The sequence below is a fragment of the Pseudofrankia asymbiotica genome (genome assembly GCF_001983105.1).
Lineage (GTDB): Bacteria > Actinomycetota > Actinomycetes > Frankiales > Frankiaceae > Pseudofrankia > Pseudofrankia asymbiotica.
Genome location: NZ_MOMC01000019.1, coordinates 42,830 through 66,248, shown reverse-complemented (window position 1 = coordinate 66,248; position 23,419 = coordinate 42,830). Strand labels below are relative to the sequence as shown.

The 23,419-nt window shown below is 71.4% G+C and carries 18 protein-coding genes; 11 read left to right on the top strand and 7 right to left on the bottom strand.

Annotated elements, in window-relative coordinates; translation table 11 throughout:
• Window positions 1–156: 156 nt before the first annotated feature.
• The 3 genes from BL253_RS11245 to BL253_RS11235 form a co-directional block, all read right to left on the bottom strand.
• A complete protein-coding gene (locus BL253_RS11245; protein WP_081438224.1) occupies window positions 157–2,415 on the bottom strand; it encodes a type I restriction-modification system subunit M/S in 2,259 nt (752 codons plus the stop codon).
• 55 nt (window positions 2,416–2,470) lie between these two features.
• Window positions 2,471–3,133, bottom strand: coding sequence for a hypothetical protein (locus tag BL253_RS11240; RefSeq protein WP_076816154.1), 663 nt, complete (start codon window positions 3,131–3,133; stop codon window positions 2,471–2,473).
• A 340-nt stretch (window positions 3,134–3,473) separates the two neighbouring features.
• Complete coding sequence (locus BL253_RS11235; RefSeq protein ID WP_076816152.1) at window positions 3,474–5,624, bottom strand: glycerol-3-phosphate dehydrogenase/oxidase; 2,151 nt, start codon at window positions 5,622–5,624, stop codon at window positions 3,474–3,476.
• 386 nt (window positions 5,625–6,010) lie between these two features.
• Between BL253_RS11235 and BL253_RS11230 the strand changes: the two genes are divergently transcribed.
• From BL253_RS11230 to BL253_RS11220, 3 genes are all read left to right on the top strand, one after another.
• Window positions 6,011–6,532 carry a MarR family winged helix-turn-helix transcriptional regulator gene (locus BL253_RS11230; RefSeq protein WP_076816151.1) on the top strand — a complete coding sequence of 174 codons (522 nt, stop codon included), beginning with the start codon at window positions 6,011–6,013 and terminating at the stop codon, window positions 6,530–6,532.
• Window positions 6,533–6,605: 73 nt separating this feature from the next.
• Entirely contained in the window at window positions 6,606–7,778 is a 1,173-nt protein-coding gene (locus BL253_RS11225) for an acyl-CoA dehydrogenase family protein (protein WP_076816149.1), read from the top strand.
• A 10-nt stretch (window positions 7,779–7,788) separates the two neighbouring features.
• Entirely contained in the window at window positions 7,789–8,904 is a 1,116-nt protein-coding gene (locus BL253_RS11220; RefSeq protein WP_076816147.1) for an acyl-CoA dehydrogenase family protein, read from the top strand.
• 40 nt (window positions 8,905–8,944) lie between these two features.
• Here BL253_RS11220 and BL253_RS11215 read toward each other — a convergent pair whose 3' ends face one another.
• Complete coding sequence (locus BL253_RS11215; protein ID WP_076816145.1) at window positions 8,945–10,459, bottom strand: hypothetical protein; 1,515 nt, start codon at window positions 10,457–10,459, stop codon at window positions 8,945–8,947.
• A gap of 266 nt (window positions 10,460–10,725) precedes the next feature.
• Here BL253_RS11215 and BL253_RS11210 point away from each other — a divergent pair, with 266 nt between their 5' ends.
• From BL253_RS11210 to BL253_RS11185, 6 genes are all read left to right on the top strand, one after another.
• Window positions 10,726–11,292: a TM2 domain-containing protein gene (locus BL253_RS11210; protein WP_076816143.1), complete on the top strand. Its 567-nt coding sequence runs from the start codon at window positions 10,726–10,728 to the stop codon at window positions 11,290–11,292.
• A gap of 813 nt (window positions 11,293–12,105) precedes the next feature.
• Window positions 12,106–13,062, top strand: a complete 957-nt coding sequence (locus BL253_RS11205) for an ATP-binding cassette domain-containing protein (RefSeq protein WP_076816142.1) — start codon at window positions 12,106–12,108, stop codon at window positions 13,060–13,062.
• A complete protein-coding gene (locus BL253_RS11200; RefSeq protein ID WP_076816140.1) occupies window positions 13,059–13,907 on the top strand; it encodes an ABC transporter ATP-binding protein in 849 nt (282 codons plus the stop codon). The genes BL253_RS11205 and BL253_RS11200 overlap by 4 nt, the downstream gene beginning before the upstream one ends.
• Window positions 13,904–14,815, top strand: a complete 912-nt coding sequence (locus tag BL253_RS11195; protein WP_076816138.1) for a branched-chain amino acid ABC transporter permease — start codon at window positions 13,904–13,906, stop codon at window positions 14,813–14,815. Before BL253_RS11200 ends, BL253_RS11195 begins: the two co-directional genes overlap by 4 nt.
• Window positions 14,808–16,070, top strand: coding sequence for a branched-chain amino acid ABC transporter permease (locus tag BL253_RS11190; RefSeq protein ID WP_076816137.1), 1,263 nt, complete (start codon window positions 14,808–14,810; stop codon window positions 16,068–16,070). Before BL253_RS11195 ends, BL253_RS11190 begins: the two co-directional genes overlap by 8 nt.
• A gap of 171 nt (window positions 16,071–16,241) precedes the next feature.
• A complete protein-coding gene (locus tag BL253_RS11185; RefSeq protein WP_241834711.1) occupies window positions 16,242–17,471 on the top strand; it encodes an ABC transporter substrate-binding protein in 1,230 nt (409 codons plus the stop codon).
• A gap of 156 nt (window positions 17,472–17,627) precedes the next feature.
• Here the strand turns inward: BL253_RS11185 and BL253_RS11180 are convergent, their stop codons facing one another.
• Both BL253_RS11180 and BL253_RS11175 read right to left on the bottom strand, forming a co-directional pair.
• A complete protein-coding gene (locus tag BL253_RS11180) occupies window positions 17,628–18,431 on the bottom strand; it encodes an alpha/beta hydrolase (RefSeq protein ID WP_076816133.1) in 804 nt (267 codons plus the stop codon).
• 262 nt (window positions 18,432–18,693) lie between these two features.
• Window positions 18,694–19,479, bottom strand: a complete 786-nt coding sequence (locus BL253_RS11175; RefSeq protein ID WP_076816131.1) for an alpha/beta hydrolase family protein — start codon at window positions 19,477–19,479, stop codon at window positions 18,694–18,696.
• A 286-nt stretch (window positions 19,480–19,765) separates the two neighbouring features.
• On the opposite strand from BL253_RS11175, the gene BL253_RS11170 reads away from it, so the two are divergent.
• Window positions 19,766–21,106 carry a hypothetical protein gene (locus BL253_RS11170; RefSeq protein ID WP_076816130.1) on the top strand — a complete coding sequence of 447 codons (1,341 nt, stop codon included), beginning with the start codon at window positions 19,766–19,768 and terminating at the stop codon, window positions 21,104–21,106.
• A 539-nt stretch (window positions 21,107–21,645) separates the two neighbouring features.
• Complete coding sequence (locus BL253_RS11165) at window positions 21,646–22,527, top strand: patatin-like phospholipase family protein (RefSeq protein WP_076816128.1); 882 nt, start codon at window positions 21,646–21,648, stop codon at window positions 22,525–22,527.
• A gap of 176 nt (window positions 22,528–22,703) precedes the next feature.
• Here the strand turns inward: BL253_RS11165 and BL253_RS11160 are convergent, their stop codons facing one another.
• On the bottom strand, window positions 22,704–23,342 hold the full coding sequence (locus BL253_RS11160; RefSeq protein WP_076816127.1) for a LysE family translocator: 639 nt from the start codon (window positions 23,340–23,342) through the stop codon (window positions 22,704–22,706).
• Window positions 23,343–23,419: the final 77 nt, after the last annotated feature.

The following is a 23,419-nucleotide window of genomic DNA, read 5'->3' as shown; positions in this document are numbered from 1 at the left end:
TATGCCTGTTGTCGACGACGGCCACGTGGAGCGGCGGTGACAGCCTGCCCGGGCCTGCCTGCGATCTTGTGCCAGCAGTGACACGCCGCTGGYCGGAGAGCTCAAGCCGGCACCACGGCTATGGCCGATTCGGGCATCTGATGCCGGATCTCCAGGCTACTGGTCGGCGGTGCCTTTATGATCTTCTTCTATGGATACGATCAGCGGAAGAAGCTCATCACGTAGCGCGGCGACTCTTCTACTGATATCCAGATGGAGAAAAGATTCGCTGTCCAGCGCCCCCAGCAGGCGCCCAGCCGCATCCTGGACCGCGCTTGGGGGCACTTGGATCGGCATTTCTCCCAGGGTGGACGATGTGAGCGTAGGTATGGCCGATCCCCCCGAGTTCCTGCGGATCCATTCGCGCGTCACCGGATGCCCCAGGTAGTAAAGAAGATAACGTGCGTCAAGTGCCGGCGAGGGGCGAAGCCGTATACAGGAGGTGCCGAACAGCCATCCAGCCTGATCGTCGGCTACCATTGCCTGTCGACCGAGCCCACCAGTCCTGGCGCAAACGATGTCAGCCGGGCGCAGGCGATAGCGACTAAGTCGCTCGGCGCTTTCGACGTCTACGTGGTCGATCCCCTCCAGGGTCAGTCTGTTTTCGTCGAGGTTCTTCGGCTTGACCACTGGTACCCCCTCGCCAGGTCTGGCGGGTCGTAGCGCCGCGCTCGACGGTCCCGCGAGCAGATCGCACACGTCACTCAGTCGAACCCGGCGACCCGGCTCCGCGGGAGCACGTACCATATCTTCGATATCAGCGAGCAGGCTGTCCGTGCGCTCGTGGATTTTTCTTGACTCGGAGACCCGGCCCGAGATCTCCCGGTGGAGCCGTTCCGCCAGACCGAGCGACTGATCGACATCGATTGCGGGAAAGGCTGGTGTGATGTATCGGCCTGGATTGAGAGAATGGCCGTTCTCGCGAATTTCTTGTATCGGTACGACTCGTGCGCACGCCGTATCGGACCGGGCCGTCCTCCGTTCCTGAAAAAGTGTGCTAATAAGCTGAAGATCGTTCTCGCGGAGCTCTCGGTGCGTGCGGTTCACCATAGATCCAGCGCCATCGKCGTCAATAAAAAGAATATCTCTGCCGGTCCGCTCTCGCGGCGGCCTGATAATCCAGATCATGACTGGTACAGCGGAGGCTTGGAAAAGATCCCCTGGAAGCGATATGAGTGCGTCGACGGCGCCATCCTCGACCAGCGATGACCGTACATCCCGCTCGGCTGCGTGAGCTGAGGAGGCGGCGTTGTTGGYCATCACGACGGCGGCTCTCCCACCCATTCCGAGATGCTCCGCGGCGTACTGAATCCAGGCTAGGTTCGCATTGCTGACGGTACGATTAGGAAACGAGGCCGGCGTCCCAAGAAGCTCCTCGAAGCTAGATTTATCCATGTTGAAAGGAGGATTTGCGACGATGACATCGAAGGGGAATTCTTGGCTCCGTGGCGGAGTTCCGGCCAGGTAAATCTCTTCGCTAGGAATCCCATGTAGTCGCAGCCGGTTTCTGGAAAGCGCCAAGGTGTATGTGTTCGGAGTAAGGCCGTAGAACATCAGTTCCGGCAGCCAGTCGCCGGCGCCCGATGGTCCGATAAATGTAGCCGCTCCCGCGAGAAACTCGCCCGCACGACAGTAGGGGTCGTATATCCTCTCGTCGGGTTTGGGGCGGACCAGTCGCATAACGAGATCCACCAGGAATCCCGGAGTAGCAATGGCGCCTGCCCGGCCCTCGGCCGCGGCGAAGCGGGCGACAATATCCTCGGCGAGGAGGCGCGCGAATGCCGGCCCATCGCTCACGCCCGCCGAGTCGAGGCCGTCGACCTCCGCTATTATCTGCTGGAGCGCACGTGACTCTCCGGCGCCGGCCGCGGTGCCGTGGAGACGCGAGTTTTCCAGAAAGTCTCGGTCGTCGGGCGGAACACAGTGTTCGAGGGCACTGATCAGGTCGCCCTCGGCGAGAGCATACCGTCGGACGTCAGGCCAGGAGCTCGGCATGAAAAACCGTGCCCACAGGATGGTGAGGGTTAGGGGAAGAGCGTGCGGGATGCCTAGAATCCGCAGCCGGTTTACGTTTCTCCAGAGAGACTCGGATTGATCCTTGAGTGTCCTGGTGGCGGGCCGTGCTGGTGTCCTCTGCCGGAACCGGTCACCGTAGGTCGCGCCGGGCCTCTCGTTTGGCCGTAGGTCGTCCGCGGCAATCTTTCGTTGATCCAGCCATGCTGAGATCTCGCCATGGGCGAACATCTCACGGCCGTTCTCGATGACCGCTACGGGAAAGCTGCTGTGTCGTTTCCGCCAGTTACTGACGGTGGACGGTCTTATCTCGGCCAGCCGTGCGATATCGGCTGCTGAGACGCGTTTCTCTCCGCTCGGCATTCAGAGACCTGAATCTGGCAGGTCCGCCTTGGGCGGACGTCCGAAAACGACTGGGCTAGAAACTGGACCGATGGCTGTCGTCGAGGAGTGAGTGTTTCCGCGCCAAGACGTCGGGCACACGGTCGAGGGCCGCGACGAATTGCGCCGCGTCCCGTGATATATAGTCGATGAGACGGAAGATCTTCGCGTGGTCCGCGATAAGATCGCGATGGTGAATCGGTTCGTGGTGCATAATCCTGTTACGGAACAATCGCATCGCCATCAAATTATCGTGAAGATCGTGACGCCTGCCGGCGTAGCCAGGGAAAGCCTTGTGAGGGACCGGAACCCATAGGAGCCGGTCGTATCCTCTGCTCAGCAGGGACACCCAGAAACCGAAGGTGAGTGCAGCGACGACGTCGTCGGCGCTCGTGGTCCGGAGACGTCGCGTCCGGGCGTCGGATCGGGCTTCGCTCACCTTGCGCGTGCCGATTGGGTTGAGCGGCGCCACGGTCCACCATTCCGCGGTTCCGTAGTGAGAGCTCAGGCGTGCGTTCATGGAGTTGCGAAGCGCCAGTTCGAGGCAATGCAACGGGCCGTAGAAGGCCGCGGAAGCCTCCACGTTCCACCAGTACAGGCGCATCGCCTGGTCGGCGTCCCCATGGGCCGCCAGCACGTAGGGGGCGAAGCGCGGGACCGACAGCATGTCGTGGATCCAGAGGGGCGGCGCGGTGTCCATGGCGCTCTCCGAGGCGTGCGAGGTCGTGACGCGGCTCGTGCCGCATGGTATGGTTCTGCGGTACGCCCCGGGCACGCCTCTGCTTCGCATGCCGCCCGGGGCACGGCTATTTAGGGACGGCGGAGCAAGGCTCCTTGCCTCCGAGGCGGACGCCAGCCGTCGTCAGTTGAGATCACGCGCTACGGACAAAGGTAGCGCATGCTTCCCAGTGATGGCAAGCGCACTGCAATGCGCGGGAAGTGTGAACCTCGGTATACGGGCGTGGGTCGTCTGCCGACGCCGGGTGCACGGCGCCGGCAGGCCAGGTTCGCTGTGGGACCAGATCCGTCATCAAGCTGCGTCAGGCGGCGGTGCCGCCGGAATGGCCGGGGCCGGTGTCGCTGGTGTCGCCGGTGGCCGGGCCGGGCGGTTGGGCGCGGGAGCCGGCGATGCTGCCGACGACGACGCGGCGGGCCGCGCGCAGGCCGGCCGCGGCGCTGGCGGCGGCCGCGTTGATCGAGACCCCGGCGGCCGGGGTCGCCGGCTCGGTCTCAGGGTCCGCCGGCGCGAGGGTGGCGGCCGGCTCGGGGCGCGGGGTGGCACGGACGGAGGGGAGACGGCGGGCGTCCGGGGCGGCGAGGCGGGCGGCGTCCGCGGACGGGTCGTCGTCCGCCCGCTGGGACGCGCGCTCGGCGGCGACGCGGGCCTCGTACAGCCCGACCTCGGCGTGTGTCCGCGTCTCGTCCCAGCCGAGCACCGGGGCGATCAGCTCCGCCACCGGGCGGGCGGCCGCGAGGCCCCGGTCCGCCGCCTCGAAGGAGATCCGCGTCCGCCTGGTCAGCACGTCCTCCAGGCGCAGCGCGCCCTCGTGCGAGGCCGCGTACATCGCCTCGACCGCCAGGTAGGTCTCGGCGCCGGGCAGGGGCACGGCCAGCCGCCGATCGGCGATGATCATATCGGCGAGCTCCTCGGCGAGCGTCCCGTACCGGCGCAGCAGGTGCTCGATCCGGGCGACGGGCAGGCCGGCGCGCTCGGCCAGCCGCTCGCGCCCGTTCCACACCGCGTGGTAGCCGTCGGCCCCGAGCAGCGGGACCTTCTCCGTGCACGACGCCGGGACCGTCCTCGCGAGCCCGGCCACCGCCGCGTCGACCGCGTCGGCGGCCATCACCCGGTAGGTCGTGTACTTCCCGCCGGCGACGATCGTGAGCCCGGGCGCCGCGGCGACGACGGCGTGCTCGCGGGACAGCTGCGCCGTGTCGTCGGACTCGCCGGCGAGCAGCGGGCGCAGGCCGGCGTAGACGCCGACGATGTCGTCGTGGGTGAGCGGGGCGCGCAGCACCCGGTTGACCTGGTCGAGCAGGTAGTCGATGTCGGCGCGGGTCGCGGACGGGTGGGCGAGGTCCAGCTCCCAGTCGGTGTCGGTGGTGCCGATGATCCAGTAGTTGCCCCACGGGATGACGAACAGGACGCTGCGCTCGGTGCGCAGGATCAGCCCGGTGGCGCCCAGCAGGCGGTCACGCGGGACGACCAGGTGGACCCCCTTGGACGCGCGCACGGACACCGGCCCCGGCCGGCCCAGCAGCGCGTGCAGGTCGTCGGTCCACACGCCGGTGGCGCTGATCGTCTGCCGTGCCCTGACGCGGATCTCCTGGGTTCCGTGGGAGCCGGTGGCCTCGCCCGCCTCCAGGTCGCGCACGATCGCGCCGGTCACCCGCGGGTCTCCCGGGCCGCCCTCGCCGGTCGGGGACGAGTCCTGGTCCTCCCGCAGCAGGCCGACGACCTTCGCCGACGTCACGACCGCGGCACCGAACCGGGCGGCGGTGCGGGCGACGAACATCGTGTGCCGGGCGTCGTCGACCTGGCCGTCCCAGTACTGGATCGCGCCGACCAGCGCGTCCGGGCGCAGCGACGGGAACTCGCGCAGCGCGGCCTTGCGGGTCAGGTGCCGGTGCATCGGCAGGCCGCCGGCGCGGGGTCCCTCTCCGGTCGACAACGCCGACCGTGGGGCACGTGGAGCGCCGGCGCCGGGGCCGATCCGGGACAGGCCCTGCCCGAGGGTGTCGTACAGCAGCACCCCGCTGCCGATGTAGGCGCGCTCCCAGCCGTGGTGGGTCAGCGGCAGCAGGAACTGCACGGGGCGGACGAGGTGCGGGGCGAGCGTGTCGAGCAGCAGCGTCCGCTCCCGCAGCGCCTCGCGCACGAGCGCGCCGTTGAGCTGCTCGAGGTAGCGCAGGCCGCCGTGGATCAGCTTGCTGGAGCGGCTGGAGGTGCCCGCCGCCAGGTCGCGGGCCTCGACGAGGGCGACGGACAGGCCGCGCGACGCCGCGTCGAGCGCCGTGCCCGCGCCGGTGACGCCACCGCCGATGACGAGGACGTCGAACGTCTCCTCGGCGAGGCGGCGCAACGCCGCCGCCCGCCCGGCCGGGCCGAGCCGGCCGAGACCGCCGCCGACCTCGATGGTCGGGACGCTCGATGTGGGGGCGGGGCCGGCCGAACGGGCCGATCCGGTCATCGGGTCTACCTCCTGGCTCCTGCGACCGGGGAGCGGGCGGGCGGGCGCGCGGGTGGGCCGCCCGACACCATCGTGCCGGGCGGCGGCGACAGTCGCCGTCGGGGCTGTCCGCTTCGGCCCACTCCGGCCGGGATAGTGCGCCCGGTCGGGCCGCGACCCGGCAGACTGTCATACGGTTTCAGTTGCCTAACTCAACCAAATTTCTCCACGCGCGCATGTGGCCGCGGGCGAGGGCGTACTGACCTGCGGGTTGGCGCGGCCGCGCGTCCGCGGAGCCCGTCCCAGGCATTGTTCGGGGGGAAGGGGCGCCACGACGGCGCCTTTGGCGCGCTTGGAGCCCATCGCGGGCAGTAGGGGGCAAGGATGGCCGTACAAGGGGAGCAGGGATGACGGAACGGACCGCCGGGTCCGGGCGCGAGGATCTGGCCGCGGCCATCTACAGCGAGCTCGCGCAGCTGGTCCGGCGGGTCCGGGGGGAGGCGAGCGAGCTGCACCCGGGGCTGTCGCTGGCGGCGTACTCGCTGCTGCTGTACCTCTCCGAGGTGGGTGAGGCGCGGGCCGCCGACCTGGTCGCCTTCTTCCGGCTCAACAAGTCGACGGTGAGCCGGCAGCTGAGCGAGCTGGTCGCCGCGGGTCTGGTGGACCGCGAGCCCGACCGCGTCGACAGYCGCGTCCAGCTCGTCCGGGTCAGCGTCTTCGGCCAGTCGACGCTTGACGCCGTGGACAAGGTGCTGCGCGCCCGGATGCAGACCCGCCTGGACAGCTGGCCCGACGAGGACCTGGCCGTCTTCGGCCGCCTGCTCGCGCGCTACAACGAGCTGCCCGACCCGCAGGTGCCCCGTCCGGACACAGCGGCGGCTCGCAGGGCCGCGGCTCGATCGGCGACGGGGCCGTCAGCTGTCACCTGATCCGCCGTCATGTTACTAACGAGTCAACATTGCTAACGAGTCGACGTTACCGACGAGTCGCGGAGCGAGCACCATGGACCTGACGTTCACCCCGCAGGAGGAGAAGTTCCGCTCGGAGCTGCGCGGCTGGCTGGATGCCAACATTCCAGCCGCCTGGCGGGACCCTGGCTTCTGGCGGACCGTCCCCGACGACGAGGGCTTCGAGCTGCGCCGCGACTGGGAACGTCGCAAGTACGAGGCCGGCTACGGCGGCATCGCCTGGCCGACGGAGTACGGCGGCCTCGGCGGCACCCCAGGGATGAAAGCCATCTATGACGAGGAAATGGCGCTTGCCAGAGCACCGCTGTCGGCCAACGGGCTTGGTCTGACGTTCCTCGCGCCGACCGTGATGGCGATCGGCACCGACCAGCAGAAGCGCGACATCATCGGCCCGATGCTGCGCAACGAGGTGATCTGGTGCCAGGGCTTCTCCGAGCCGGGCGCCGGCTCCGACCTCGCGGCGCTGCGCACGTCCGGCGTGCTCGACGGCGATGAGTACGTCGTCAACGGCCAGAAGATCTGGACGACCAACGCCATGCACGGCGACAAGCTGTTCGCGCTTGTGCGTACCGAGCAGGGCAGCGAGGCCCATCGCGGCATCTCGATGCTGCTCATCGACATGCACCAGCCGGGCGTCGAGGCGCGCCCGCTGCGCCAGATCAGCGGCGCGAGTGAGTTCGCCGAGGTGTTCTTCACCGATGCCCGGGTCAAGGCCTCCGAATGCCTCGGCGGCGTCGGCAACGGCTGGAAGACGGCGATGATGCTGCTGTCGTTCGAGCGCGGCGCGTCCGGCATCTCCCAGTACGCCACGTTCCGGCGCGGCTACGACGAGATCGTCGCCGCCGCGCGCCGGCTCGGCCGCGACACCGACCCGACGCTGCGCCGCGAGCTCGCGAGCCGCCTGGTCGAGCTGGAGTGCCTGCGTTACCACGCGATGCACGTGCTCACCCAGGTCGAGCAGGGCCGCGACCTGGGCTCGGAGTCGTCGATCACCAAGCTGCAGTGGTCGGAGGCCTACCAGAAGCTCTTCGAGACCTTCGACCATCTGCTCGGCCTGGACGGGGTCGTCACCTCTCCCGTCGAGGACCTCGATCTCGCCTCGCTGCAGTACGAGGCGTTCTGGACCCGATCGGTGACGATCTGGGGCGGCTCGTCGCAGGTGCAGCGCAACATCGTCGCCGAGCGGGTGCTCGGCCTGCCACGGTAGGGGAATCGCCGTGTACTTCGCGTTGACCGACGAACAACGGGCGCTCGCCGAGACCGCCCGCGACTACCTTGCCGACCGGTTCGACCTGACGGCCGTGCGCGCCGTGTTCGAGGACACGGCGGGCGACGGCCACCCGGCCGAGCTGTGGAAGGCGTTCGCCGAGCAGGGCTGGCTCGCCGTGCTCGTGCCCGAGGAGAACGACGGGATCGGTCTCGGCCTGCTCGACGCGCAGGTGCTCGCCCGCGCGTTCGGCACCGGCGCCGTGCCCGGGCCGTGGCTGCCGACCGTGCTCGCGGGGGAGGCCGTCCGGCTCGCCGGGTCACCCGCCCAGCGGGCGGCCGTGCTCGGCCCGCTCGCCGCCGGCGAGCTGGTCGCCACCGTGGCGCTGCGCGCACCCGGCGGGTCGTTCGACCAGTCCGGGGTGGGCGTGACGGCCGACGCCGGCCCGGGAGGCGCGCGGCTGACCGGGACGGCGTCCCCGGTCGAGTACGCGGGGGTCGCCCGGACGGCGGTCGTCGCCGCGAAGGAACCGGATGGCGGGATCGGCCTCTACCTGGTCGACCCGGCGTCCCCGTCCGTCACCGTCACGGCGCTCGACACCTATGACGGCACCACCCGCCTCGGCGGGCTCGTCCTCGACGGCGCCACCGGCGAACGGCTGCCGGAGTCGAACGCGGCCGTGCTCGCGGAGCTGAACCGGCGCGGCGCCGTGCTCACCGCCGCCGACCTGGTCGGCATCGCCCGGGCGGCGCTGACCAGGACCATCGAGTACGACAAGACCCGGGTCCAGTTCGGCAGGCCGGTCGGCGGTTTCCAGGTCATCAAGCACACGCTCGCCGACCTGCACGTCGGCGTCCTCATGGCCGAGCACGCCGTGCTCTACGCCGCGCACGCCGTCGACGCCGAGCTGCCGGACGCCGAGCTCGCCGTCGCGGTCGCCAAGGCCAAGGCGGGCGACGCGGCCCAGCGGGCGACCGCGGCCATGATCCAGTATCACGGCGGGATCGGCTACACCTGGGAGCACGAGGCGCACTTCTTCTACAAGCGGGCCAAGCGCCTCGTCGCCACGTTCGGCGACGCGGGCGAGCACCTGGACCGGATCGCGGCGCTGAGCATCGACGCCTGACACCCGTCGCCTGACGCCCGTCGCCCGGTTCGTGCCCCGCCTAGTCGACCCGCGGGGAGGGCGCGACCGGGGGGGACGGTGCCGCCGGCCGGGGAGAACAGTGGATGAGGCGGTTCCAGACCAGGCGCGGCGGGGCGCTGGTGTCGCTGCCGCCGTAGGTGTGCAGCCAGGTGCCGAGAATGTTGGTGAAGGCGGGGCGCACGGCCAGCACCAGCGGCGTGCCGAGCGGGACGCTGATCTCTCCCTGCGCCGTCGGCATGCCGGCGACCCAGCGCAGGTAGAGCTCGGTCACGTCCGCCCTGACCTCTCGGGGCCCGGCGGGCGGCGCCTTTCTCGTGGCATCGCCGCCGGCGGGCTGGTCCGCCGCCGCCAGGCCGCCGACGGTGGGCTGGCCGGTCGTCGCCCCGTCGCTCGCGGGTTGGCCGGCCGCCGCCAGGTCGCCGCCGGCCTGGCCGGTCGCGGTCTGGTCGCCGGCCGGTTGTGTGTCGTCGTAGCGGGTCCAGTCGAGGCTGCCTCGGGGGCGGTTCGCGACCAGGTCGAGCGTGGGGACCGTGGCCGGCACCTTCCCGGCGGCGAGCCCGGTGAGCGCCGACGGGTAGGCGGCCAGCGGGTAGGGCCCCTCGTCCCGCGGCTCGCCCTCGGTCGCGAGCAGCGTGAGCCGCAGCTCCACTCGGCTCACGCAGGCCGCCGGCGCCGGCAACAGCGGGAAGACGACCTCCGCGACGGACATGTGGTCGTCACCGCGGCGGGGGAGGTGCTGGTAGCGCCGACCGACGGGTAGCTCGCGCGGCGAGGCCTCCACCCGGCTCGGGTGGCCACGGCCGGGTGCGTAGGAGGTCAGCAGGTAGGTCCGTGTGGCGGTGATCGGGGTGCCCGCCACCTCGTTCACCGGCTGGCGGGGCTCAGCCGTCGCCGCCGCCGGGGCGGTGGTGGTCACCGGCGTGAGCGGGCGCAGCGCCGCCGGCCCGCCGCCGATGCCGAGCACCACCGAGCCGAGGGCGATCAGGATGACCGCGCCGCCCGTCATGGTGAGGAAGATCCGGCCGCCTCGACCGGGCGCGCGAAGGGTCACCCCGAGCCGCTCGCGCAGCAGGCGCTCGACCCGGCCGCCCAGTGGGTCCGACGTCGCCCTGGCCGAGCCGGACGCCGCCGCCGCCGACGCCGCGTGCGGTGCCGCCGTGGCGCCGTCGCGCGCGCGGGGCCGCCGGCGCGGGTCCCACGCCCTGCCGGTGTCGGGGCCGTCGGCCGGGGCCGGCCGGCCCTTCATCCGCGAGGACCGCGGGGACTCGTCGCGTCGCGGCACGGGCAGGGCGATGGTGATGGTCGGCGCCTCGGCGTTGGCGTCGGCGTCGGACGTCGCGAGGGTCCGTTCGCGCGGTCGCGTCGGTACGGGCGCGTCGGTGCCGGCAGCCGCGTGGGCGCCGTCAGTCCTGGTGGTGCTGGTGGCGACGTCCCTGGTGGTGGTCCGGCGGTTCATCGTCACCGGTACCGTCGTCGAGCCGGGCGGCCTGGGCCGCTCGCCGCGCGCGCCTGCGATCACCGAGAGGTTGTCCATGCGTGAGCTCCGGCCACCGGCTGTCTGTCGGGTTGGCCGGGATGTCCGTTCGGCACCGGCCCCTCTTCGCGGTGACCTTGCCACTGTGAGCCACGGCGGGCCGGTGGGACGCGCCGCCGTCGGTGTGGGCCGGTAGTGCGCCCTCCGTACCGATAGCCGTTTGTTGGCCGTCCGTACGACTCGGTGTCGCGTCGCGGACCGCGCCTTCCCGCGTCCTGACCGTCGCTGGTACGGTTCCGCCCAGTCCGGGAACACTTGGAGCCCCTATGACGACCCCAGCGCCTGGCCAGATGCCGGACCCGTTCGCGAAGCCCGGACCCGATCAGCCGCCGCCTGGCGCGGGCTACCCGCAGCCCGGCCAGGGATACCCGCCCGCCCCCGGTTACGGGGATCCGAACGCGGCATACCCGCCCGCCCCGGGCTACGGGGATCCGAACGCGGCATACCCCCCCACCGGCGGATACCCGCCCGGCGTCGACCCCAACGCCGGGTATGGGCAGCCGGGCGGCTATCCGCCGGGTCCGGGCTATCCGCCAGCCCCGGGCTATCCGCCGGCACCCGGCTACCCCCCGTACGGCGCCGACCCGTCCGCGCCGTTCGGCCGGCACCAGATCACCGGTGAGCCGCTCTCGGACAAGGACAAGCTGACGGCGGGTCTGCTGCAGATCCTGCTCGGCGGGGTGGGTGCCGGCCGCTGGTACCTGGGCGACTACGGGATCGCGGTCGCGCAGCTGCTCACCTGTGGCGGCCTCGGCATCTGGTCGCTCATCGACGGCATCATGATGCTGACCGGCAACGTCCGCGACAAGTTCGGCCGCCCGCTGCGCGGCTAGTCCTTCCCCGGCGACGCCCGCCCGCCCGCGGCGAGGAAGATCGCCAGGACTGTAGCCGGATCCGAACCCGAGTTCTCGCCGGTTCGGATCCGGCTGCCGAACCACTGATCAAGCTCACGACCCGGCGATGCCACCGGCCAGCTCCTGGCCGAAGCGGCCGCATTGAGCCAAGGGCTCTGCCGGCTGAACCTCGCCCGGACGCATGCGCGCCTCGCGCTTCCGCGAGGCCATGCGGGTGTGGCGGATGGCCATGCACCCGTCGGATGGCCGATCGCCGGGCGGTCTCACACCTCATCGCTCCGGATCACTTGCGCCTGCCRCCATATGCGGTGATCCTTGTGACCCACGACACAGCTACTCGGGTGTCGTACCGGTCACCAGCGGTGCCGCGAACGCGTTCCGCGCTGACCTGGATCGGCTGCTCGCGCGCTGATCGGTCTCGCATGGGCGACCACGGCAACGCGGTGCCGGCTGCTCGGTCGCGACAGTCCTGGCGGTCTCGGCGCGTGGTCTCCATCAGCTTGCTGATCTTCGCTGGCGGAGTTCGCGACGGGTGTGACCACCCGTTTCGCGCCCGGCTCCGTTCGGTCGTCGGCGCGGGTCGGGTGAGCCGGGTCTTTGGCCTGCCCTGGCCCGGGTGGCGCGAGTCCGGCGGCCGACCGCCCGGCCTGGCCGGCGCTGTGCGTGTTTGCCCGAGTCTCTTGYGTCTCCGGCCTGATACCGCAATCCTAGTGACCTGAGACACGTTTCATTGTGCAACTATCTCTCGTTGATCTTGGGATCAGCGGGTCCTGGGTGCCGCGGAGGTCCTGCGTGGTTGCTGGAAGCCAGCCGGAGTTGCTGGCCGTCGATTCACTCGAGGTTGTCTATGCGGGCGTGGTCCGGGCCCTGCGCGGCGTGACGATGTCCGTCCGCGCCGGGCAGGTCGTCGCGGTGCTGGGAGGCAACGGCGCCGGCAAGTCGACGCTGCTGCGCGCCGTGTCCGGCACCCTGGGGATGCACGGCGCGAAGGTCACCGCCGGCGCGCTCCGGTTCGACGGCCAGGACCTCGCCGGCCGGGGCGCGGCGGACATCGTCCGGCTCGGCCTGGTGCACGTGCCCGAGGGCCGCCGGATCTTCGGCCGGCTGACCGTCGAGGAGAACCTGCGAGCGGGCGGGATGTCGGTGCGCGGCCGGGCGGCCCGCGCCCAGGCCCGTGATCAGGTCTACGAGCTCTTCCCACTGCTGGCCGAACGGCGACACTCCCGGGCCGTGCTGCTGTCCGGCGGCGAGCAGCAGATGCTCGCGATCGGCCGTGGCCTGATGTCGGCGCCCCGGATGCTGCTGCTCGACGAGCCGTCGCTGGGGCTCGCCCCGCAGATCATCGGCAAGATCGGCGCGGCGATCCGGGAGATCAACGCCCAGGGCGTCTCGGTCGTCCTCGTCGAGCAGAACGCCGCCATGGCGCTYGCTCTCTCCGAGGTGGCCTTCGTCCTGGAGCTCGGGCGCACGTCGCTGTCGGGGCCGTCCGCCGAGCTCGCCGCCTCCGACGAGGTCGCGAGGCGCTACCTGGCGGTCGCGGGTGAGCCCGCCCCAGGCACCGAGCCCCCCGCTCCAGGGGATTCCGCGAGCCCCGCGTCCCCGGGCGCGGAACCGCCGCGGCCGGCGAGCCCGGCGCGGACGCTGTCCCGGTGGCAGCCGCCGCCCACCCGCCGGGTCCTGTCCCGGCCGCGCGCGCGGGTCGGTGCCGCGGTTGACCAGGGCAACGCGCCCGCGGAGGAGTCGAGATGAGCGCGGTGGCGCCGGCCGGAGTAGCCGGCTCGCTGGCGGTGGCCGACCCGCTGGTGGTCGAGGGCGTGACAGTCCGCTTCGGGGCGCTCGCCGCGCTCGCCGACGTGTCACTGCGGGCCGAGCCAGGGACCGTCCACGCGGTGATCGGGCCGAACGGCGCCGGGAAGTCGACGCTGTTCAACGTGATCTCCGGGGTGTACCGGGCGACGTCCGGCCGGGTGCTGCTCGGGGGCACGGTGCTGACCGGACAGCGGCCGCACCGGGTCACCGCGCTCGGGGTCGGCCGCGCGTTCCAGAACCTGGCCGGCTCCCCGTACGAGTCGGTGCTCGACAACATCATGATCGGCCGGCATCACCTCATGCGCACGGGCTTTCTCAGCGCCGGCCTGCGGATCCCCTCGGCACGGCACGAGGAGCGGCTGCACCGGGCCAGAGCGCGCGAGATCGCCGAGTTCCTCGACCTCGGAGAGCGCCTGCACGTCCCGATCGGAATCCTTCCGTACGGCGACCGCAAGCGGGTCGAGGTGGCGCGGGCGCTGGCGACGGAGCCGCGGGTGCTGCTGCTGGACGAGCCGGTCGCCGGCATGAACGCCGTGGAGACCGCCCAGATGACGGCCACGATCCGGGCGATCCGGGCCTCCCTCGGGATCACGGTCCTGCTGGTGGAGCACGACATGACCATGGTCATGTCGCTGGCCGACCGGGTCACGGTGCTCGACTTCGGCCGGGTGGTCTCCGACGGCACCCCGGCCGAGGTGAGCCGCGACCCCGCCGTGATCCGCGCCTATCTCGGCACCGGCGACGAGGACACCCCAGCGGTCAGCACAGGGAAGGAGCAGCCGTGACGACGTTCGTCTCGCTGTTGGTCAACGGGATCTCGCAGGGCGCGGTGTACGCGCTCATCGCGCTCGGATTTGTGATCATCTTCAAGGCGAGCGAGGTGCTCAACTTCGCGCACGGCTCGATGCTCTTCGTGGGCGCCTACGTGACCGCCCGGCTCGCGGGGTCGATCGGGTTCGCCGCCGCGGTGACGATCGGCGTCGCCGGCACGGCGCTGCTGGCCGTCGCCCTCGAACGGCTGCTGTTCTCCCGGGTGGGCCGGGGCACGGGGCTGGCCAGCCAGGGACAGGTCGCCGCTCTGACGATCATGACGCTGGGCCTGGACATCGTGATCGCGACCGATTTGACCCGGCGGATCGGCTCCAGAGTGCTCTCGCTGGACCAGCCGTGGGGGACCGGCGCCTTCTCGGTCGGCGGCGTCGGCCTCTCCTACAACCGGCTGATCGCCATGGGGACGGCGGCCGTCCTGATCCTGGCGTTCTTCGCCGCGTTCCGGTTCACCGGCTGGGGAGTGGCGCTGCGCGCCAGCGCCGAGGACGCGGAGGCGGCCGCGCTGATGGGGATCCGGCACTGGCAGGTCAGTGCCCTGGCCTGGCTGGTCGCCGGCGGGCTCGCTGCCGTGGCCGCCGTCTTCCTGACCGGCAGCCCGACGCCCGGCCTGGATCCGTCGATCCGCACCGTCGCGTTCCTCGCCTTCCCGGCCGCCATCATCGGCGGCCTGGACTCGACCACCGGCGCGCTGGCGGGCGGGGTGCTTGTCGGCGTCGTCCAGTCACTGATCGCCGGCTATGCCGAACATCTGCGGTTCCTCGGCGGCGACTTCGGGGGGGCCGTGCCCTATGTCCTGATGCTGGCGGTCCTGCTGGCGCGTCCTACCGGCCTGTTCGGTACGAGGGAGCTGGCCCGTGTCTGACGTTCGTGTCTCCTCCGGGCCGCGCGCGGCGCTCGCCACCCGGCTTCCCCTGGTGTCGCTGCTGGTGGCCCTGCTGATCCTCGCGGCGCTGCCGTTGTACCTGGAGGAGTTCTGGCTGCGGGTCGGCTTCTCGATCTTCGCGGCGGTGATCGGCGCGATCGGTCTGACGATCCTCGTCGGCACCACGGGCCAGCTCTCGCTCGGGCACGCCTTCTTCCTCGCCGTCGGGGCGATCAGCTACTGCTGGCTGGCCAGCGAGCCGAGCACGCTGGGCAGCCGTCACCTGGGCGGGCTCGGCCTGTCGCCGCTTCTCGCGATGGTGCTCGCCGTCCTGATCTCCGGGCTGGCCGGCCTGCTGTTCAGCCCGGTCGCCGCGCGGCTGCGCGGGATCTACCTTGGCATCGCCTCGCTGGGGCTGGTGTTCGTCGGCCAGCATGTGCTCAACTCGGCGTCCACGGTTACCGGCGGCTACAACGGTCGGCGCACCCCGGACTTCTCGTTGTTCGGGTTCGTCTTCGACGATGACGACTCCGGCCTCGAGGTGCTGGGCGTGCCGTTCGGCCGCTCGGAGCGGCTCTGGTACCTGGGCCTCGTCCTCGTCGTGCTCGCGGCCTGGTTCGCCTACGGCCTGCTGCGGTCCCGGCCCGGGCGGGCGCTGCGGGCGGTCCGGGACGGCGAGATCGCGGCCGCGGTCACCGGCATCGACGTCACCGGCTATCGGGCCAGGGCGTTCCTCGTCTCCTCGATGTACGCGGGGCTGGCCGGGGTGCTGTACGCCCTGTCGATCGGCAGCGTCGCGCCCGAGTCGTTCACCGTCGAGGTCTCGATCCAGTACCTCGCGATCATCCTGCTCGGCGGTCTTGGCTCGGTCGGYGGCGCCATGGCCGGCGCGGTCTTCGTCATCGGGCTGCCCCTGCTGCTCGAGCAGTACAGCGAGAACCTGCCGTTCCTGGCGGAACCGGGCAGCGGTGGCGTCACCTCCGCGGAGGCGGCCAAGTACGCCTATGGCATCGCTGTGATCCTTTTCGTCCTCTTCCAGCCGCGCGGGCTCGCCGGCATCGCCTACTCCCTCGTGCGCCGGCGCCGCGCCGCGGCGCTGCGCCGAGCGGACGGCGGGCTACCACCCGACGGCGGTGGGACCGCTCCGCCGGGCGGCGAGCGCGCCTCGGCGGGTGGCATCGCCGATGCGGACGCGACCGGCGAGGTCGCGTCCGTCCCGGCGGGCGCGCCGGCCAACGCGAATTCCGGCGGCTGAAGAACCGCCGGGTCGAAACCTGCCAGACGACGTGTGTCGGACTCGCCATTCGGGCGAGCCGGGGGAAAGAAGGGAACCTCTATGTCTTCAGTCATGGCTGGGCGGGGCCACGGGCCGCGATGGCGGTCAGCAGGCCGCGTCTCGCTGGCCTTAGGCCTCTCGGTGGTCACCATGCTGGCCGCCGCCTGCAGTACCAAGGGCGACGACGACAAACCCGCGACGCCCGCGGCCAGCGGAAGCGCGAAGGTCGTCAAGACCGGCCAGGGGATCAGCGGAACCGAGCTCACTCTCGGCAACCTCAACGACGTGACCGGCTTCTTCGCCGCCAGCGGCAAGGACCTCGCGATCGCCTATGACAACTTCTGGAAGGACTACAACCAGAAGAACGGCGGCATCTGCGGGAAGTACACCGTCAAGCTGGAGAACGCCGACACCGGCTACAACGTCCAGAAGGCCACCACCGAGTACGCCGCCCTGCAGCCCAAGGTGGCGGCGATGCAGATGGTGCTCGGCTCGGCCATCGCCACCGCGCTGTCCGAGGACATCACCGCCGACGACATGGTCGCGATCCCGCTGGCCTGGTCGCAGTCCATCTCGGACAACCCGAACTACACGATCGTCGGCTCGACCTATGACGTCGAGTCCATCAACGGCCTGGACTACCTGCTCGAGAAGGGCCTCATCGCCAAGGGCGTCAAGGTCGGCCACATCTACCACGACAGCGAGTACGGCACCAACGCCGACGCCGGCGTGAAGTACTGGGCGCAGCAGAACGGCTCCCAGGTCTTCGAACAGAAGGTCAGCCCCCTGCAGAACGACCTGAGCTCGCAGGTGACTGCCCTCAAGGGCCAGGGCGTCGGGGTCATCGCGATCACCGGAACGCCGACGCAGACCGCCGCGCTCGCGGCGGCGACCAAGACCCAGGGCCTGAACGTCCCGCTTGTCGGTAACGGCCCGACCTACACGCCGGACCTGCTCACCGGCGACGCGAAGGACGTCATCCTGGACCGGTTCTACTTCGCCGGCGGGAACGGCACCCTACCGACGGCCGAGGCCGCCACCGTGCTGGCCGCCTACCGGCAGGCGGTGGGCAAGCCCGACGCGATCCCGACCCCCGCGCTCTCCACGGGCTACGCGACGGCGACCGTGATGGCCAAGATCCTGGAAGCGGCCTGCGCCGCCGGCGACCTGACCCCCGCCGGTATCGTCGCCGCGAAGAAGGGCCTGACGACGCTGGACACCGGTGGCCTGACCGGCAAGCTGGACTACTCGAAGCCGGGTATCTCCCCGACCAGGCAGTCCTTCATCGTCAAGCCGGACGCGACCGCCGACGTCCGTCTCAAGATCGTGGCTCCGCTCTACGAGGGCGCGGACGCGAAGACCTACGTCCGTGCCAAGTAATCACCCGACCGGCTGATCACCCTCACCGGCTGACCGGCTGACCGGGGTCGCCGCCCGCCCATGCGGGCGGCGACCCCGGGAGCGGGCAGTTCAGACGCCCACGGCCCGACGCACACGCGCCGGGCCGTGGGCTGTGGGCCAACGTCGGGAACAGAACTACAGCCCCTGCGCGCCCAGCCAGGTGAGGCAGGTCGTGGCGACCTCGCGCCACCCGCCGTCGATCGTGAGCGAGTGGCCCCGGTCGGCGAAGGTGGTGACGTCGGTGACGGCCGAGGAGTGCCGGTACTGCTTCGCCGTCGACTTCGTGATGACCTCGGGCACCGTGTGGTCCTTGCCGCCGGCGATGAGCAGCAACGGCCCTCGCGGCGCCAGGTCGGTGTCGACCTTGGCGGGGGAGTGCAGGGAGAAGTTCGCCGCGGCGGCCTGGAACAGCGGCTTTCCGGGCGACGGCACGGTCCAGCGCTCGTGCAGCTCGTCGGACTCCGGCTGCTCGATCGCGTTGCCGAAGCTGTAGCGGAACTGCTCGGCCGTCAGCGACACCGCCTTGTGCAGGTTCGCGGGGCTCTTGAAGACCGGCAAGGTCGAGTGGAGCGCGGAGAGCGGCAGCGGCAGGACGCCCTTGATCTGCGCGGCGTCGATGCCGATGGCCCCGGCGGCGAGGTCCTCGCCGAGCAGCTTCTGGGCGAACAGACCGCCAAACGAGTGCCCGATGACGATCGGCCTCACCCCGAGGCCGTCGATGACCTTCCGGAAATGGTCGGTCACCTCCTCGATGCCGAAGTCGGCGACCGCGTCCGGGTTCTCCCGGGTCTGGGCGACGGTGCTGGCCTCGCCAGGCCAGGTCGGTGCGGAGGCCTGGTAGCCGGCCTGCGCGAACAGCTCGATCCACGGTTCCCATGAGCTGGCGTGCAGCCACAGGCCGTGAATGAAGACCACCGGCGGCTTGGTGGGCTCGGTCACGATCGTCGTCCCCTCGATAGATCGGCGCGGGCGACTGCCGGGCACCGTTTGTCAGATGGTGGCCTACGGGCGCGTGCGCCGCTTCAGTCGAATGACTGGAAAGGTGATCTTTTGATCGACGGCCGGCCGGGCGTGAGTTCGTAGGCGGCGATTCGTTCCGGCTCGGACCCGATGTCGTCGGGCTCGGACCGATGCCGGGCCTCGTGGGCGCGAGATCCAGCCTCGGTATGGCCAGCAGGGAGAACACGACGACGGAAAGGCTCTAGCTGGCGCTGAGAAGGCCGGGGAGGAGGTCGACGAGCAGGGACCAGTCGGGCGAGGAGGGATCGGTCAGGGTGTAGTGGTCGCCCTGGGCTTCCAGCAGGCTCGCGGTGGCGCCGGCCGCGGTGGCGGCCTCGACGTAGCGGACGCTCTGGTCGAACGGGACCTCGTCGTCGGCGCGGGCGTGGACGCACAGGACAGGTAAGGGCAGCGGGATGGCCGCGGACGGGTCGGCCAGGCGGTACTGCTCGGGCAGGTCGTCCGGGCCGCCGCCCATGAGGTCGAGGGCGGCCGTGCCGCCGACGCCGCCACGCGCGCAGTCCGCGAGCCACAGCGCGCCCGCGAGGGACACCACCGCCGTCAGCTCCACCCGCGGCCCGGCGCCCGGCGCCGCGGCGGGCAGCTTCGCCCGGCCGGCCGCCCACGTCGCGAGGTGGCCACCCGCGCTGTGCCCGATAGCCACGACTCGTGACCTGTCGACAGGCAGGTCGGCGAGCAGGTCGATTCCGGCCGCGACATCCGCGAACGTCGCCGGCCAGCCGCCGCCCCGGCCGACCCGGCGATACTCCAGGTTCCACACCGTGTATCCGCGCCGAGCCAGGTCGGCCGCCGGCGGCCACCCCTCCGAGGCGCCATAGCGCGCCCGCCAGAACCCGCCGTGCAAGAAGATCACCGTGCCGGTGGTGGGGGCGCCGGTGGTGGGCGAGGCGCCGGCGTCATCCGCGGGCAGCCACAACTCACCGAACTGATCCGGATCAGGACCATACCTGTGGATCGCGGGCCTCATGCCGCCATCCTCCCCGCCGGATCCGCGATGGCCCGGAACAAGGCGCGAGCCGGCAGGCGCGAGGGCCGGACAAGTCGGGGACAGACGGGCTCACGGCGGACGTCATAGGCGGCTGGCGGTGCCAGGACGCCCGGCTCGACGTAGCCTGATCACGGGGTGGGCCCGCCCTTCGGAGGAGGCATGATCATGTTTCTCCCGCACGTGGCGGGCATCATGCCAACGGGGCGGTGCCCTCCGGGCACAATGCCAACAGGCCGTGCCCGGGYGCACGGGGAGGTGGCCGCCGATGAGCCGGTACGCGGTGGACGTCCACGACCGCACGCTGATGGTGTCGTGGGATACCGGGCTGGGTGACGTCGCGGAGAAGGTCGCCCGGTTCCCACGGGCCGTCGACGAGTCGGACGCGTTGCAACTGGCGCGCACGCTGACATTTCTCTCCGCCGCGGCCTGGCGTACCTACACGCACCCGGAGGAGTCGGCGCTGCAGGCGCTGCCGACGGGCGACGACAGCCTGACCGGCCGCGGCAGGGATGTCTTCGGCAAGGCGATAGCGGCGATCGAGCAGCCGCACCTGCCACACGAGGGGCTGATCCAGCAGGCCGTGGTCGTCGTCGAGGAGGCCGCGCACCGGGTCGGCCGAGCGCTGCACGCGATCTCCGACACCGAGCTGACCACCGAGGTCGCCGCGGAGGTGCGGGCTGAGCTCGGCGCCGTCGAGCGGGCCGAGCTGGGCGAGCTGTCCGGCCGCGCCCGCCAGGCGGTGACGCTCAGCCGCGCGGACGCGTCGCCGCTGCAGGTCGCCGCCGCCGACGCGCTGCTGCGCGGCGACCCGCTCGGCAACCGCGCGCTGTTCACCGACGTCGAGCCGACGGCGGCCGCGATCGCGGCGGCGCACTGGTTGCACGCGGCGGCGATCGTGGCCGCCCGGCACGCCGACCTCGACGTCACCCAGGTCGTCGCCGAGGCCGACAGCATCGAGCCGCTGCCGCACCGCACACCCACGCTGGTGCTTCACCAGGTCGACGGGGGCGACTCACCCCGCGAGGCGGTGCTCGACCTGATCGCGCACGCGCTGGTCGTCGCCGAGGGCCGCAACCCCGACCTGGACGACATCTTCGAATGGGTCGCGGAGATCGTCGAGGACGGTCCGCCGGCCCCGGACGACGAGGGCGAGGAGCGGCTGCCGCGCCGGCAGACGCGCACGCCGATCCTGCCGACCGAGGGCCTGGCCATCCAGATCCGCGGCGTGGGCGACCGTTCCGCCGACGACGACCTGGACGACGTCCACGCCCTCGATGACGACGACGATGACGAGGATGACGACGAGTTCGGCGAGACGCTGGTGCTGCCGGACCGGCTGACCCCGCTGGACCCGCGCCGGCCGGCGGTCGACCTGCTCGAGGACCTGCTCGCCGGGATCCACGGCTGCTGGCTGCTCTACCGCGAGTTCGCCGACCCGCCAAGCGTCTCCCGCCCACCGGCGCCCGCGCCGCCCGTGGCGGACGCCGAACCGGTCACCCCGGAGACGGTCTCCGCCGCCCGTCGCAAGCGTCGCGAGCACCTACGCCGCGCCTTCGACGACGAGGTCCGCGCCGCCGCCGCCACCCTCCGTGACCAACTGGTATAGGACACAGGTCGCAGTCGGACCGGATGGGGCGGGAAGGTTTGACATGGTTCGCTCCGTGCGGGCGCGGCGCTCCGGCCCCTTGCTCGCCTGGCGGCTCGCAAGGGACCTCCGCGCCGCGTCCTCCTCCGCGAACGCGCCCTCCGGCGACCTCGCTGCGGCCCGGCCATGGTCGCTTCGCTCCATGGCCGGGCCTCCGCGAGGTGCGCCTCCGGGCCAGCCCGGTGGCGTTGCGCGGGAACGTCACCAGTCGGGGTCCAGCCGGTGGCCGGACGTGAAACCCCCGCACGAGCGCAGCGAAGTGCCCCCTGCGCGGAGGGCGTTGGTTTGCTGCCGTTCAGCGGCGGGTGACCGTGCTGGGCGCGGAGGCGCGCCTCGCGGAGGCCCTGCCCACGAGCGCAGCGATGTGGGTGGGGCCGCAGCGAGGTCGCCGGAGCGCATGTGAGCGGAGGAGGACACGGCGCGGAGGTCCCTTGGGAGCGAAGCGAGTAAGGGGCCGGAGCGTCGTGCCCGGACGGAGCGAACCAGGAAGAAGGTGGCGGATGTCGCGGGCGCTGGTGCTCGGCGGTGGCGGGCTGGCCGGGATCGCGTGGGAGATCGGGCTGCTCGCGGAGCTCACCCACGGCGGGTCGGACCTCGCCGCGGCGGACACCGTGATCGGAACATCCGCCGGTTCGGTCGTCGGCGCCCTGCTGCGTACCGAGCAGAGCCTCGACGAGCAGCTCGCCGCCCACCTGGAGGGCGCCGGCGCCGGTGCCGAGCTCACCGTGAAGCTCGACATCGACCTGCTCGCGAACATGTTCGGCGAGGCGATCAGCGGTGCCCGCGACCTGCCCGGCGCGCTGTCCCGGATCGGCGCGATGGCGCTGGCCACCCCGACTGTCACGGAGGCCGAGCGGCGCCGCGTCATCGAGGCCCGGCTGCCCCGGCACGAGTGGCCGGCGCGCCGGCTCGTCGTCACCGCGATCGACGCCGAGCGCGGCACGCTGGTGACCTTCGACCAGGACTCGGGGGTGCCGCTGGTCGACGCGGTGGCGGCGAGCTGCGCCGTCCCCGGGATCTGGCCGCCTGTGAGCATCGACGGCCGCCGCTACATCGACGGCGGCTCCGGCTCGGCGACGAACGCCACCCTCGCCGCCGGCCACGACACGGTCCTCGTCATGGCCCCGGCGACCACCCTGGGCCGCGGCCCGTTCCTCGGGATCGAGGATGAGGTGCACGACCTGGAGAAGTCCGGCAGCCGCGTCCTGGTCGTCACCGCCGACGACGCCGCCCGCGCCGCCTTCGGCCTGAACTCGCTCGACCCCGCCGTCCGCCCCGCCTCCGCCCGAGCCGGCCGCCGCCAGGGCTGGTCCCTGTCGGACGCCGTCCGCGCGTTCTGGACCGCCGGAACGACCGGAACGACCGGTGTGGCTGGAACGTAGCCCGGCGGCTCCGTCCCGCCCCACACCCGACGACACCACGATCCTCACAACCCCCAGAAGCCTGAGTGTCGCGAGCACCGCTAGAAGACGCCCCGCCGTTTCATGACCACCAGAGAGCACAACCGGCGATCATGCCAATGGCTGGCTTCCGCTGGTGCGGGGTTGCTGGTGCGGGGTTAGGTGTGGCGGCCGGTGACGGCTACGTTGAGGCCCACGCCGATCATGGCGAGGCCGCCGGCGCCGCCGATGGCCGCCAGGCGCCGCGGGTTCCCGGTGAACCAGGACCGCACGGCACTCGCGACGACCGCCCACCCGCTGTCGGAGACCAGGCCGATGCCGATCGCCAGCAGCGACATCAGCAGCATCTGGGCGGGAATGTGCCCCGCCTCGCGGCTGACGAACTGGGGCAGCACCGCGCCGAACATGATCATTGCCTTGGGGTTGGTGACCCCGACGACGAAGCCCTGCCGGATCGTCCGCCACCTCGACAGCGCCTCGACGCGCTCGTCAGCCACCGACGCCAGTTCGCGGCGGTGGCGGATCGCCTGGATGCCCAGCCAGACGAGGTAGGCCCCACCGGCCAGCTTCACGGCCAGGAACGCGATCGCCGAGCGCTCCACCAGCGTGCCGAGGCCGAACGCGACCAGCACCGCCACGACGTAGTTGCCCAGCCCGCTGCCGACCGCGCTCACGATCGCGGGCCCTCGCCCCAGTGACAGCGCCCGCCCGACCACGAACAGCACGCTCGGGCCCGGAATCACGATCAGGACGAACGCGGCGACGGCGAACCCGGCCAACTGTCCACCAGAGATCATTTAGGGATCCTATCCGCGAACGCGGCGACGGTGGGCCTGCCTGAAGCCCGCGGTCGGCGCGCCCTCCCGGCCTGGAG